The sequence below is a fragment of the Sorangium sp. So ce367 genome (assembly GCF_051520455.1).
Classification (GTDB): Bacteria; Myxococcota_A; Polyangia; order Polyangiales; family Polyangiaceae; genus Sorangium; species Sorangium cellulosum_B.
On the sequence record NZ_CP150334.1, the window covers coordinates 9,164,138 to 9,177,162 of the forward strand.

The window sequence follows — 13,025 nt, forward strand, 5'->3', positions numbered from 1 at the left end:
CGCCGCGCGGTCCGGTAGATCCAGGAGAGCCATGAGACGCAAGCCGACCGCGGTGCTCTCCTCGGCGGCGCTCCTCCTTGCCGCCATGGCGAGCGACGGCCTCGCCAGCCCGCGCGCGGCCGTGCACGAGGAGCGCGAGGAGGCGGAGGAAGCGAGCGACGCATGGTTCATGGACGGCGGGCGCCACGTCGCCGTCGAGCGGCTCGGTCCTGCCGCGCTGGACGCGTCCTCGACGCCGCGTGCGCTCGCGCCGGTGCGGCTCCGCTATCCAGGCGGCCGGACGGTCGAGGCGAGCGTCGGCGCGACCGCGATCGTGGAGGTCGAGCCCGGCGCGCTGGACGCGTTCGACGCGCTCGGCGCCGCTGGCGTGGAGCTGGTGAGGCCGCTGATGCCCTCGATCGGGCTGTGGCTCGTCAGGGACGCAGCCGGCGGCGACGGCCTCGACCTCGCCCAGCGCCTCCAGGGCTCGGCGCGGCCGGCCTTCGTGCGCGAGGCGATCCCGGACCTCCACGTGCGCCTCAAGGCGCACGGCGCGCCGTTCGCGCCGGACGACCCGCGGCTGCCCGACCAGTGGTACTTCGACGACCTCCGGATGCAGGATGCCTGGGGGCGCACGCAGGGAGAGGCGGCCACGTCCATCGTCGTCATCGACACCGGCTGCGACCTCGATCACCCCGACCTCGCCGCGAAGATGGATCCAGGGCTGGACGTCATCGACGACGACGACGACCCCACCTACCAGCCGGGCGAGCAGAGCGTGAACCACGGGACGGCCTGCGCAGGCCTGATCGCCGCCGACACCAACAACGGCGTGGGCATCGCGGGCGGCTGCCCCGCCTGCAGGCTGCGGTGCGTGCGGCTGATCGACGACGAGCCGCGGCCGATCTCCGCCTCGGTCGACGCCTTCGAGTTCGCCCTGCAGGTGAACGCCGCCGTCGTGTCGAACAGCTGGGGGTACGCCGACCCGATGCCCGTCCCCAGGGTGGTCGAGGCCGCGATCAACCGCCTGTTCGACGCCGGGCGCAACGGGAAGGGGGCGCTCGTCCTGTTCGCCGCCGGCAACGACGACCGGGAGATCCTCGACGACGAGCTCCAGGCCGTGCGGGGCGTCCTTACCGTGGGCGCCGTCAACCACCTGGAAGACGCGACGCCGTACACGAACCGCGGGAGATCCATCGATCTCGTCGCGCCCACGGGGACGCTGAGCACCGATATCGCCGGGAGCGAGGGGGACGACGCGAGCGACTACACCTCGCGGTTCGGCGGCACCTCGTCGGCGTGCCCTGTCGCCGCCGGCGTCGCGGGGCTGCTGGTGAGCGCCGCGCCCGAGCGGACGGCGGGCGAGCTGTACGACGTCATGATCCGGACGGCGCGGCTGGCGCCCTACGCGATCCCCGACGAGAGCGGGCACGATCCCCTCTTCGGGCACGGGATCATCGACCCTGTCGCGGCGCTCACGGAGGTGCTCGGGGACGAGCCGCCGCCGCTCTCGGGAGGCGGCGAGGGCGCCGGCGACCAGCGCGCCGGCTGCGCGTGCGCTTCGGCCGGCGCGGGCTCAGGCGAGCGGCGAGGCCTCGCGGCGGCGGCGCTCCTCGGCCTGGCCGCGGCGGCGCGCCGGCGCGGCGCGGCCCGCGCGCGCCGCTGAGGGGGACGTCACGCTCCAGGCCGCCGCCCGGCCCGGAGCGCGTCCCGCTGCGCGAGGAGCCACGCGCGCGCCTCGCCTTCCGTGTCGAAGAACGCGATGGCGTGCGAGCGCTGCGCGAGGAGGTTCATGCTCTTGAAGACGAGCGTCCCGATGACGCGGAGGGAGAAGCTCGCCCCGAAGACAGCGACCGCGTCGAGGCGCGCCGAGCTCAGCCCTTCCGCGAACGTCTTGCGCGCCGGAGGCGGGAGCGCCCCGTTGCCGCGCGCATCGGAGAGCACCAGCACGTCGCGGCCGCTGTCCCTCATGCGCTGGCACGCGGCGGTGATCGCGCGCGCCACCTGCTCCGAGATATCGCCCACGATCGCGACGAACAGGACGCCGTCGGGCTCTTCGCGGAGGTCGAGGCGCGCGCCCTCCGGTCGGGGATCGCTCACGCGCCCCGCCGCCGCGTGGCCCGGAGCGCATCCCGCCGGGCGAGCAGCCACGCGCGCGCCTCGCCCTCCGTCTCGAAGAACTCGACAGGATAGGATTGCCTCGTCAGGAGCTGCACGCTCTTCGCGGCGAGCGTGGAGACGACGCGCACGGCGAAGCTCGCGCCGAACAGCGCGATCGCGTCGAAGCGCACGCCGCGGAGCTCGTCCGCCATCACCTTGCGCGCCGACGCCGAGATCGTCCCGGTGCGGCGCGCATCGGAGAGCACGAGGACCGCGCGGCCGCTCTCCGACAGGCGCCTGCACGCGGCGGCGATCGCGCGCGCCGTGTCGTCCGAGATGTCGCCCTCGATGGCGGTGCACAGGATCCCCTCGGCGTCCTCGCGGAGGGCCCGGCTTGCGTCGTCGATGCGGGGGTCGCTCATGGCGTTGCACGGTAGCTCGTTTGCGCGGCGGTACGACGTTCGCTCGATCACGGACGCCACCCGGGCGACGAGGGGCGAAGCGGCCGATCGAGCGCGTGGGTCGCGGCTCGGGGCCCCGCATGCGCCGGGTCGCCCGCGCGCCGCGGAGGGTGACGTCACGCCTAAATCCGCCGCCCGGCCCGGAGCGCTCCCCGCTGCTTGAGGAGCCACGCGCGCGCTTCGGCTTCCGTCTCGAAGAACACGAGCAAGGGGAACCGCTTCGTGAGGAGGTTGATGCTCTTCACGATGAGCGTCGCCATGACGCGGATATGGAAGCCCGCGCCGAAGACCGCGATCCCGTCGAGGCGCGCCGAGCGCAGCCCATCCAGGTACACCTTCCGCGCCCCCGGCGTGACCGCCCCGCAGCGTCGCGCGTCGGCGAGCACCAGGACCTCGCGGCCGCTGTCCGTCAGGCGCTGGAAGGCGTCCACGAGCGCGCGCGCGTTGTCCTCCAGGACATCGCCGTCGGTCGCGATGACCAGGAGGCCATCGGGCTCCTCCCGGAGCTCGAAGCGCGCGCCCTCCGGACGGGGATCGCTCATGCCAGGCATGGTAGCCCATCCCCGCGACACGCGTCCCGCGCGCCGGCGCCGCGCCGATGGCGTGCGCCTCGGAGCGCGGCGGGCGTCATGCGCCCTGCCGCTGCGCGGCCCGGAGCGCGTCTCGCTGGGCGAACAGCCACGCGCGCGCCTCGCCCTCCGTGTCGAAGAACGCCAGCGGATAGACCTCGCCCGTGAAGAATTGCACGCTCCTCGAGGCGAGCGTGGTCACGACGCGCACCGAGAAGCTCGCCCCGAAGATCGCGACCCCGCCGAAGCGCACGCCGCGCAGCTCTTCCGCCAGCGCGCTGCGCGCCGCCGCCGTCAGGGTCCCGACGCGGCGGGCGTCGGCGAGCACGAGGACCTCGCGACCGCTCTCCGACACGCGCCGGAACACGGCGCAGAGAGAGCGCGCGATCTCGTCCGAGATATCGCCCTCGATGGCGAAACAAAGAATGCCGTCGGCGTCCTCGCGGAGGAAAGGGCATGCGTCCTCGGAACGGGGCTCGCTCATCTCCCGCAGGCTAGCGCATCCGGCTCACGGCACGACGAGCGCTCGCGGGGCCGGCGCGGGAGAGCGCTCGCCGGGTGACGCGCCTCACCGAGCGCCGCGCCGCGCGCCGCCGCCGAGCACGTCGCCCGGGGCGTGAGCCCCGCTCAGCGCCTGCGCCGGCGCGCGGCCAGCGCGAGCAGCGAGGCGCCCAGCGCGCAGCCGAAGGACGCGGCGGAGCTCGCTGCCGCGGCGGCCGGCGCCACGACGCGGCAGCCGCACCCGCCGTCGTCGACGCCGCCCGCTGCGCCCTCGGCGGGCGCCTCGCCGCCGGCGCCGCCGCCACCGCCACCGCCGCCGCCGCCGGTGCCCTCCGCAGCGGCCCGGCACGCGGCGACCTCGTCCGGCGCGCCGATGCACAGCGTCGGCCTGCGCGATTCGCCTTCTTGCAGGCCGTTCACCACGATCACGGCGAGGTCATCGGCGCCCGCCGTATCGACGAGCGGCGCGCCGGAGGCGACGTCGCCGGCGCGCACGACCTCGCCGTACACGCGGCCGCGCCGCGCCGCGAGCAGCAGCGCGAGGCCGGAGAGCTCTGCCGGATCGTCCGCGGGCGCCGCGAGCGCGGCCGTCATGGTCGCGCGCCCGGCGGGGGAGACGCTGAAGTACTGCGCCGACGCGTGGAAGGCGCGCAGCCCGTCCGCGTAGGGCGCGACGACCTCCTCCGGGGCGAGCCCGCGGTAGCCGGACCCGGCGGCGTAGGAGCGCCCGGGATCCGCGGCCGATCCGGTGAGCAGGTTCCAGGCGGCGAACTCCACGAACGCCTCGGCGAACGTCGTCTGCGCCCGCGACGAGAGCAAGGGGTCGAGCTGCTCGAACCACACCGGATCCGCCTCGCCGTTCGCGCCGTCCTCGAGGCGCTCCCAGAGCGCGCGGACCGTGCCGTCTCCGAAGCGCTCCTCGAGGAACTGGAAGAAGAGCGCGCTCCCGTAGCTGAAGGGGTCCACAGGGCCGGTGAAGGGCACGTCGAGCGACCGATCCGTGTTCGCGAGGTAGCCGTCGACGAAGCCCTCGAAGTCCTTCAGCGAAGGGTCGAACGACTCGGTCGCCCAGACCGCGGTCCCCTCCGTGATCAGCGTGTCCTGGCCGTGGTCGTAGCCCGCCTGCACCGCGTGGAAGAGCTCGTGGCTCCCGAGGATCCGGTTCGCCGTCAGCGTCGACGGATAACCGTAGCCGCTGTAGTCGTTCTCCTGGGTCATGAAGCCGGCGCAGCGGTCCCCGGCGTCCTCGGCGCAGGCGTCGACCCGGAACACCCCGTCGCCGACGCCGGCGAAGTCGACGAGGTAGACGTCGAAGCGGCCGTCGCCGCCGTTGTCGGGCAGGTCCTCGTCGCTCCTCGGCGGCCGGAAGCCGAGGACGTCCCGGTAGTGGGTGATGACCTCGTCGTAGACGGCGGCGACCTCCTCGACGAAGTCGGGGACGCCCGTCGCGTCGTCGTCCTCGGCAGGCACCGCGCAGCGCCCCTCGCGCGCGAAATGGACGAGGAAGCTCCCGGACGCCGACGCGAAGGTCTCGACGACGTCGTCCGGATCGAACCGGAACTGGAGGCTCGTGCCGCGTGAGTCGGGCCGATCGAGCGGCGCCGCGGCGGGCCCGTCGAGCGGCGCCGCGGCCGTGTCGTCCGCGCCGCAGCCGGCGAGCGCCGGCGCGAGCGAGGCCGCGAGCGTGGGCGCGAGCCAGGCCACCGCGCGGCCCAGGCGGCGCCACGGGGCCGCGGCGCGGGCCAGGCCGCCGCGCCGCACGGGCGCCGCGCCGGCGATCCGCGTCACGGCAGGAACGCCCACCGGATCTGGAAGTTGGCGGAGCCGGTGTCCTCCATCGGGACCATCCCGGTCTCCTGGCACTGCGCCTGCGTCTGCTCGTTGTAGAAGTGCGTGACGGTCAGCTTGAGGCTCCGGCCGTCGGCGAGCTGGAGCACGTAGACGAGGCCGGTCATCTTCACGCACCCGGGGTAGGTCCAGTAGCCGGAGAGCGCCGTCGCCGGGGAGTCCAGCCCGGAGCCGTCGGGGATGAGCTCGCAGCTCTCGGTGAAATACTCGTCGTTGCGGAGCCTCGGCTCGCCGGGCGCCTCGGTGATCCCATCGTAGTCGGGGGTGCCCGGGAGCCGCGCCGCCGTGACGCAGGACGGCCCGGAGTGGCCGCTGTTGATGCGCACGATGTAGCGCCGGAAGGCGATGTCCCAGTCCATGGACTGGAGCGATGCCTCGTCGGAGATCTCGACCTTCTCGAGGCCGGCGTCCGTGAACCGGGCATAGACGTAGGCGTCGGGCTCGGAAGCGAAGGGGCCGCCCGCGGTGGCGTCGACGATGGAGCGGATGCCGGCGCCGTCCTGCTCGTTGACGATCTCCCCGGGCGCCACGGTGTCCTGGAGGTTCATCTGCTGGAAGACCTCGTCCTCGCAGGGCACCGGCGTGGGCTCCGAGCAGACGGGCCCGGCGGGGAGCCCGCCGCCCTCCGCGCCGCCAGGGTCGACGGGGTCCTCGGAGCCGCAGGCGACCACGGCGAGGAGGGCGAGGCCGGCGGCGAGGGAAGACGCAGTCGAGGTGCGCATGGGCGACATGGTAACCCAAAGTCGGAGCCGGCGTGCCCGCTAGGGCGCGCCGCTGCGCCGGTAGAGCCACCAGTCTCCGACGTGGTCGACGGCGACGATGCTCGGGTCCTTCGCGAAGAGGTGATTCGCGCCCGCCCGCCGGCGGACGAGGAACCAGTCGAAGAAGGCGCCGTGGCGGCGCACGTCGAATATCGAAGGCGTCCACTCCCACCGGAGCGGCGTGGGCGGCGGGACGACGGCGCCCGGCTCCTCGCGGGGCCTGTAGGCGACGGGCGAGGCATCCCAGACGGCGAAGTGGAAGCTGAGCCAGCCGCCTCGCGTGGCCTGCACCCAGGCGGGGAGATGGATGAACGGCGTCGTCGTCCGGGTCGAGCCGCCGTGATCGAAGACGAGGTAGAGCAGCCTCGGCGCCTGCGGGATGCGGGCGATGATGGCGTCGAAGTCCCGCGTGCTCTGGTCGAACCGGCGGTAGTTGTCGCGGGCCACGGCGCCGAGGGAGACCGCGGCGGCCGACAGCGCGAGCACGGCCGGCACCTTGAGCCAGGGTGATCGCGGCAGGTCCGGGAAGGCGCCGAGGCCGAGGAACAGGGCGGCGACGATCTCGCGCGGGTAGACGTACCACCAGAGGCCGATCTGCAGCGGCAGGCTCAGGAACAGGCCCAGGAACACGATCGCGCAGGCGACCGGGACGAGGGCGGCGAGGCGCGCGAAGGACCGCTGCGGCGCGTCCACCGCGGGCGAGGGCGCCGCGCCGGCGCCGGCGGGTGAGCACGCAGCATCGGCGCTGGCGCTGGCGCCTTCGGGTGAGCGCGTCGCATCGCCGCCGGCGCCGGCGAGGCGTGCGGCGGCGCCGGCGGCGCAGACGAGCAGCGCGGCGAGCACGAAGCGCGCCGCCCGGCCGGCCGCCGCCGCCTCGGCGGGGTCGGTGAAGCTCGTGAAGAGGAGCGACGGGACCTCCCCGAGCCGCTCCCAGTGGAGCGCGGGCGCGATGGGCGCCGCGTGCAGCGTGTCGGTCCGGACCACGAGCCACGCCGCGAAGAGGGCCAGCGAGGGCGCGAGCGGGAGCGCGATGGGGCGGAGCCGCCGCGTCGCCGGGAAGACGACGATCGCCGTGCCGACGACGGCGGCGAGCGCGAACGGGAAGCGGAAGATGTGCGTGAAGAACAGCGCGACGAGCGCGAGCGCGAGCGCGATCTGCCGGCCGCGCGAGGGGCGATCGAGGAGCAGGAGCGTCAGGCCGACGACCATCGCGAAGAGGCCGAGCGCGCCCATGTGGTTGAGGAAGCCCCAGTGGGTGAGGTTGCACCAGACGAGGAGCAGGCCGAGGACGCCGAGGAGCGGGCTCCGCTTCAGGCCGTGGAAGAGGACGGCGAGGCCCGCGGGCAGGAGCGCGAGCATCGCCGCCGCCGCGACCTTCACCGCGGCCACGGGAGGGAGGACGAGCATCAGCAGGGCGCCGAGCGCGTACATGGACATGTACGGGACGGCGAGCGGCTGGAGCGTGAACTGCTCGCGGAAGTGCCACGCCGGGTCGAGGTAGTGCCTGAACGCCGCCGTCTCGGCCGCGTGGAACGGGAGATCGGTCATCGGCGGATAGCGGACGACCGCGAGCGGGACGGCGATCACATAGACGGACGCGGCGACGACGACGAGGGCGAGCGCCGCGCTGAGCGGCGCGCGGCGCGCGGCGCCCGCGCCGCGGCGGAGCAGGCCGGAGAGCGCGCGGCGCGCGGGAGCGGGCGCCGCCAGAGGCTCCGCCGGAGGGGACGGGGTACCCAAGGTGGCGGGAAGCTACCATCTCGGAAGCGAGCCGAGGCCTCGGATGCCCGCCGGGAGCGGTCGCGATGCGCTGGCTCCCCTCCCCGAGGAGGTTCGGTCGATCCGGAACTGGTCCGAGGGCCTCGGATGCCCGCGCGCAGAGGTCGCGGTATGCCAGCTTCACCTCGGCGACGCCAGCGCCGCGACGCCAGCGCCGCCAACGCCGCCGCGCGGCCCTTGCGGCCACCCGGCTCCGGGACGCAAGCTGCGCGCATGGCACGCCGCTTCAACACGGCCGGCCCCTGCCGCCCCGATTTGCACTACATGATCCCGGCCGAACGGCGCCTGCCCGAGGCGCCCGGCCTGGTGGAGCAAGGCGCCTATTTCGTGGTCCACGCGCCACGGCAAACGGGGAAGACCACGGCGCTCCGCGCGCTCGCCGATCAGCTCACCGCCTCCGGCCGCTGGGCGGCGCTGCACTTCTCCTGCGAGGCGGGCGAGGCGGCAGGCGACGACTACGGCGCGGCCGAGCGCATCCTGCTCAGCTCGCTCCGGGCGCGCGCCGAGCTCACCCTTCCCCCCGGGCTGCATCCGCCTGCCTTCCCCGACGCCCCGGAGGGCAACCGCGTCGAGATCGCGCTGCGCGCCTGGGCCCGCGCCTGCCCGCGGCCGCTGGCGCTGCTCTTCGACGAGATCGACGCCCTGCGAGGCCAGAGCCTCCTCAGCGTGCTGCGCCAGCTGCGCGCCGGCTTTCCCGATCGCCCCGCCGACTTTCCCGCCGCGGTGGTGCTCTGCGGGCTGCGCGACGTGCGCGAGTACAAGGCGGCGAGCGGCGGCGACCCGGGCCGCCTCGGCACGGCCAGCCCGTTCAACATCAAGCTGAAGTCCCTCAAGCTCGGCGATTTCGACCCCGACGAGGTGCGCGAGCTCTATGGCCAGCACACGGCCGACACCGGCCAGGTCTTCACCGAGGAAGCGCTCGAGCGGGCCATCGCGCTCACGGCCGGGCAGCCGTGGCTCGTCAACGCGCTCGCCCGAGAGATCGTGGAGGAGCTCGCGGTGCCCGCCAGCGAGCCGATCACCACGGCGCACGTCGAGACGGCCAAGGAGCGCCTCATCCTGGCGCGCGCCACCCACCTCGACTCGCTGGTCGCCCGCCTGCACGAGCCGCGCGTCCGGCGCGTGCTCGAGCCGATCCTCTCGGGCACGCTCGCGATCGTCGGCGACGCCTACCAGGACGATCTCCAGTACGCCCGCGATCTCGGGCTGATCGCGCCGGACAACCCCGCGCGCATCGCGAACCCGATCTACCGCGAGGTCATCGCCCGCGTGCTCGCCGGCGACGTGGAGCCCGTCATCCTGGCCGAGCCGAGGAGCTTCGTGCTGCCCGACGGCCAGCTCGACGTCGCGCGCCTGCTCCGGGAGTTCGCCGCCTTCTGGAGGGAGCACGGCGAGGCGCTCTCCGGCAACCTCGGCTACCACGAGGTCGCGCCGCAGCTCGTCCTGATGGCCTTCCTGCAGCGGGTGGTGAACGGCGGCGGGCTGATCGAGCGGGAGTACGGCCTCGGCCGGGGGAGGATCGACCTCCTGATCCGATGGCCTTACCGCGCGCCGGACGGATCACGCGCCGTGCAGCGCGCGGCGCTGGAGCTCAAGGTCTGGCGCGAGGGAGAGAAGGATCCAACGCCGAAGGGGCTCGCGCAGCTCGACGGCTACCTCGCCCAGCTCGGCCTCGACGAGGGCGTGCTCGTGCTGTTCGATCGCCGCGCCGCGGCGGGGGACGTCGAGGCGCGCACGCGGATCGAGGAGGCCCGGACGCCGTCGGGCCGGCGGGTGACGCTGCTCCGGGCCTGAACGGCCGCGGGCGGCGCGAGGCTCACGGCGCCCCGGATCCCTTGCCCCTCGCCCCCGCGGCGCTCGCGATCTGGGCCTCGAGCGCCGCCACGCGCTCCAGCGCAGCCTCCTTCGCCGCGCGCTCCGCCTCCTTCGCCGCGCGCTCCGCCTCCGCGGCGGTCGGGAAGAGCTCCTCGCCTTCGGGCCCTGTGGCCAGCCGGAGGCGCGCCCCCTCGCCCGCGCCGATCACCCGCAGCCAGCAGCCGAGCACGCGCGCGTGGATCCGGTCGACGTTCGTCGTCTCCACCCGGACGAAGCCGCGCGTCTTCAGCCTCCGGTAGCGCTGCCATCGCACCCGATCGCGGCCCCGCTCCCAGTCGGGATCGAAGATCACGAGCTCCTTCACCCCGAGCTCCCGGTAGCGCTCGGGCGCGTCCACGTAGTCCTTGTAAGGCTCGTCGGACGAGACGACCTCGAGCGCGAAGCTCGGGGCGATGCCCGTCTCCCACACCTTCCAGCTCCGCACGCGCCGGCCCGGCGGCACGCCAGGGAGCACGTACACGTCCGGGGCCACGACCTTGGAAGGGTCGAACTGCCGATAATAGATGAACTGGTCCGCCCCCACGAACCTCGGCCGACCGAGCGCCTCGTACCAGCGCTCGATGAGAGGACGGAGGAGCTCCACGATCCACGTCTGAAGGGAGTCCTCCCCCATCTTCTTCTCCACGGGATAGAACGTCGGATCACGCTCCTTGCCGTCACGGTGCGCCCGCCGATGGACCTGCCTGTGCGCCTCGGTCGACATGCCCCATCCTACCCGACCGGGGCGCGCGCATCGACCCGCGCAGCAGCAGCGCGGCGCCCGCTCCTCGGCGCGCCTCCTGCCCGCGCGACGCCGCCGACGAGATAGGCTGCGCCCACGTTGCTGCCCCCGCGCCTCGCCCCCCATCCGACCGACCTGCGCGGCCTCCCCGCCGCGTCCCGCCGCGAGGCCCGCGCGGCGCTCGCCGTCACCGCGCTCGCCACGGCGTGGTTCGCGCTCGCGGCGGCGTGGGAGATGTTCGGACCCGTCCTCGCCGGACATTACGCGTCGTCGGCGAGCGTCGGGATCATCGCGGAGAACATGCTCCGCTGGAAGATCCCCGGGCCCGTGTGGGAGTACACAGCGAGCCGGCCGCCGCCCGGGATGTACTACTGCCACCACCCGTGGGGGATCTTCTGGACGACGGCCGCGTTCATGAAGGTCTTCGGGCGGCACGACGTCATCTGCCGCCTGCCCGCCATCCTGCTGAGCGCCGCGACGCCGCCCCTGCTCTACGCCCTCGGCCGGAGCGTCTACCGCCCCGCCGCAGGGGCCGCCGCGGCGGCGTCGTTCGTCGTCCTGCCGATCACGCTGTCGTTCGCGAACTTCAACGCGCTCGAGGTCCCGGTCATGGCCTGGACGCTGCTCGGGCTCTTCGGCTACGTCCGCCTGTTACAGACGTCCAGGCGCCGCTACCTCGCGGTGAGCGCGCTCGGGCTCGCGCTCGGGATGCACGCCGACTGGCCCGCGTTCGTGCTCACGGGCGGGCTGCTCGCGTTCGGCGCGATCCGGGCCTACCTGCTCCCGAGGCGCGTCTTCGGCCCGCTCCCCGAGCGGCGCTACGCCGCGTGGTGGGTGCTCACCGCCTCGATCGCCGCGCTGACGGCCGCGCTCTACCTGGCCCTCTTCCAGCATGCCGGCAAGCTCGGCGACCTGCTGACGAGCTACGGGCTCCGCTCATCGGGGAACGCCGAGCCGCTCGGCAAGGTGCTCGAGAGCCGGCGGTACTGGCTCGAGCTCTCGTTCACGCCGATCGCCATCGCCGCCGGAAAGCTCGCCGCGATCGTCTGCACGGCGCGGCTCGCCCTGCTCCGGCGCGAGCACGACGCGCTGCCGCTGCTCTACCTCGCGACCGCGGCGGTGCAGTACGTCGTCTTCCGGCAAGGCGCCGACATCCACATCTTCTGGCCTCATTACTTCGCGGCCTACTTCGCCCTCGCCGCCGCCGCCCTCGTCGACACCGGCGCGGCGCTCCTGGAGCGCGCCGCCGCCGCGCGGCAGGCTGCCCGGGTCGCGACGCCGCCGGGCGGGCCGACGCTCGACGCGCCGTCGGGCGGCCCGGCGCTCGCGGCGCTCGCGCTGTGGCTCGTGCCGCTCGCCGCCATCCTGCGCGACGGGCTCCCGGCGCTGCGTTATGCGCGCGAGACAGGCGGGCGCTTCAACGAGCGGGGGCACCTCATCGACTCCGACGGGGCGAAGACGGCGTTCCTTCGATGGCTCGCGCCGAGGCTGCCAGGGACGCCGGCCGACGCGCCCGTCGCGATGCACGAGGGCATGAAGGCCACCTGGGCCCAGGTCTGGGCGCTCGGCGGGCGCATCGTGACGCCCAACCGACCCCCGCCGAAGGAAGCGCCGCCGCGCGGCGCCTACCTCGTGGACACGCGGTTCATGCTCGACCGGGATCAGGCGAGCCTCGCGCAGCGCTTCGACGTGACGGCGGTGGGGCCGTTCTGGGCGCTCGGCGCGGGCGCCGGGGCGCGCACGCTCTCGGCAAGCGGCGCGAGCGGCATCGAGGCGTTCTCGTTCCGCGAGCGAGAGCCGGGGCTCCTCGCCTGGTACCTCGTCTCGGGCACCGAGCCCGAGCGGGAGATCGTGCCGGATCCGTTCCTCACGTGGGAGCTTCGCGCGCACTTCGGACAGCCGGCGGAGCCGCCGGCCGCGCCGCCGGAGACGCTGGAGCAGAAGCGGATCGCGCACAACATGGCGCTCGGCGCGGGCGACGGCGCGCGCGCGGCGGCGCTCTTCGCGGAGATCCGCGCCGCGCTCGCGCCGATCGGGGCGCGGTTCGACGACGGCACGGAGCTGCTCGGGACGACGTTCCACGAGGGCGCCAGCTCGCTCCTCACGATCTTCGTGCGCGCGGGGGGCCCGGCGGCGAGCGACGTGGTGCTCGCGGTGCGCTCCCGGGTCGTCGAGCGCGCCCCGCTGTCCACGACGATGGCGGACCCGGTCGTCCGCGAGGTCGGACCGCCGACCGCGATCTCGCCGCAGCGCTGGAGGACGGGCTTCCTCTATGCCGATCCAGTGCCGATCCGGAAGCGGCCAGGGACGGAGGTGTTCTGGGCGTCCATGACGGCGCGCGAGCGCGGCCGCGCGCCGAAGCTCGTGGATCGCGGCGGCGCGTCGGAGGTCGAGGTCCTGCGGCTGCGCTGAGCGAGCGCCGCTATCCCCG

The 13,025-nt window shown here is 74.3% G+C and carries 11 protein-coding genes; 3 read left to right on the forward strand and 8 right to left on the reverse strand.

Annotation, left to right across the window (positions count from 1 at the left end; translation table 11 throughout):
• Positions 1 to 31 precede the first annotated feature (31 nt).
• Complete coding sequence (locus tag WME97_RS34835; protein ID WP_437544034.1) at positions 32 to 1,645, forward strand: S8 family peptidase; 1,614 nt, start codon at positions 32 to 34, stop codon at positions 1,643 to 1,645.
• Positions 1,646 to 1,653: 8 nt separating this feature from the next.
• On the opposite strand, the gene WME97_RS34840 is transcribed toward WME97_RS34835, so the two are convergent.
• The 7 genes from WME97_RS34840 to WME97_RS34870 all read right to left on the reverse strand — a co-directional run bounded on the left by WME97_RS34840 (position 1,654) and on the right by WME97_RS34870 (position 7,959).
• Entirely contained in the window at positions 1,654 to 2,079 is a 426-nt protein-coding gene (locus WME97_RS34840; protein ID WP_437544036.1) for an STAS/SEC14 domain-containing protein, read from the reverse strand.
• Entirely contained in the window at positions 2,076 to 2,501 is a 426-nt protein-coding gene (locus tag WME97_RS34845) for an STAS/SEC14 domain-containing protein (RefSeq protein ID WP_437544038.1), read from the reverse strand. Before WME97_RS34845 ends, WME97_RS34840 begins: the two co-directional genes overlap by 4 nt.
• A gap of 161 nt (positions 2,502 to 2,662) precedes the next feature.
• A complete protein-coding gene (locus WME97_RS34850; RefSeq protein WP_437544040.1) occupies positions 2,663 to 3,082 on the reverse strand; it encodes an STAS/SEC14 domain-containing protein in 420 nt (139 codons plus the stop codon).
• 85 nt (positions 3,083 to 3,167) lie between these two features.
• The gene (locus tag WME97_RS34855; protein WP_437544042.1) at positions 3,168 to 3,593 is read right to left on the reverse strand and encodes an STAS/SEC14 domain-containing protein; all 426 of its coding nucleotides are present in this window, start codon (positions 3,591 to 3,593) and stop codon (positions 3,168 to 3,170) included.
• A 143-nt stretch (positions 3,594 to 3,736) separates the two neighbouring features.
• On the reverse strand, positions 3,737 to 5,413 hold the full coding sequence (locus WME97_RS34860) for an MXAN_6640 family putative metalloprotease (RefSeq protein ID WP_437544044.1): 1,677 nt from the start codon (positions 5,411 to 5,413) through the stop codon (positions 3,737 to 3,739).
• Positions 5,395 to 6,180 carry an HmuY family protein gene (locus WME97_RS34865; RefSeq protein WP_437544046.1) on the reverse strand — a complete coding sequence of 262 codons (786 nt, stop codon included), beginning with the start codon at positions 6,178 to 6,180 and terminating at the stop codon, positions 5,395 to 5,397. Before WME97_RS34865 ends, WME97_RS34860 begins: the two co-directional genes overlap by 19 nt.
• Positions 6,181 to 6,219: 39 nt before the next feature.
• Complete coding sequence (locus WME97_RS34870; RefSeq protein ID WP_437544048.1) at positions 6,220 to 7,959, reverse strand: hypothetical protein; 1,740 nt, start codon at positions 7,957 to 7,959, stop codon at positions 6,220 to 6,222.
• A gap of 252 nt (positions 7,960 to 8,211) precedes the next feature.
• Here WME97_RS34870 and WME97_RS34875 point away from each other — a divergent pair, with 252 nt between their 5' ends.
• Positions 8,212 to 9,792: an ATP-binding protein gene (locus WME97_RS34875; protein ID WP_437544049.1), complete on the forward strand. Its 1,581-nt coding sequence runs from the start codon at positions 8,212 to 8,214 to the stop codon at positions 9,790 to 9,792.
• A gap of 22 nt (positions 9,793 to 9,814) precedes the next feature.
• Here the strand turns inward: WME97_RS34875 and WME97_RS34880 are convergent, their stop codons facing one another.
• Positions 9,815 to 10,576 carry a Uma2 family endonuclease gene (locus tag WME97_RS34880; protein WP_437544051.1) on the reverse strand — a complete coding sequence of 254 codons (762 nt, stop codon included), beginning with the start codon at positions 10,574 to 10,576 and terminating at the stop codon, positions 9,815 to 9,817.
• A 117-nt stretch (positions 10,577 to 10,693) separates the two neighbouring features.
• Between WME97_RS34880 and WME97_RS34885 the strand changes: the two genes are divergently transcribed.
• A complete protein-coding gene (locus WME97_RS34885; protein ID WP_437544053.1) occupies positions 10,694 to 13,006 on the forward strand; it encodes an ArnT family glycosyltransferase in 2,313 nt (770 codons plus the stop codon).
• Positions 13,007 to 13,025: the final 19 nt, after the last annotated feature.

Coding starts and splice junctions, on each gene's coding strand:
- WME97_RS34845 (WP_437544038.1), bottom strand. CDS start 2,501: ATGAGCGACCCCCGCATCGACGACGCAAGCCGGGCCCTCCGCGAGGAC.
- WME97_RS34850 (WP_437544040.1), bottom strand. CDS start 3,082: ATGAGCGATCCCCGTCCGGAGGGCGCGCGCTTCGAGCTCCGGGAGGAG.
- WME97_RS34835 (WP_437544034.1), top strand. CDS start 32: ATGAGACGCAAGCCGACCGCGGTGCTCTCCTCGGCGGCGCTCCTCCTT.
- WME97_RS34880 (WP_437544051.1), bottom strand. CDS start 10,576: ATGTCGACCGAGGCGCACAGGCAGGTCCATCGGCGGGCGCACCGTGAC.
- WME97_RS34865 (WP_437544046.1), bottom strand. CDS start 6,180: ATGCGCACCTCGACTGCGTCTTCCCTCGCCGCCGGCCTCGCCCTCCTC.
- WME97_RS34855 (WP_437544042.1), bottom strand. CDS start 3,593: ATGAGCGAGCCCCGTTCCGAGGACGCATGCCCTTTCCTCCGCGAGGAC.
- WME97_RS34875 (WP_437544049.1), top strand. CDS start 8,212: ATGGCACGCCGCTTCAACACGGCCGGCCCCTGCCGCCCCGATTTGCAC.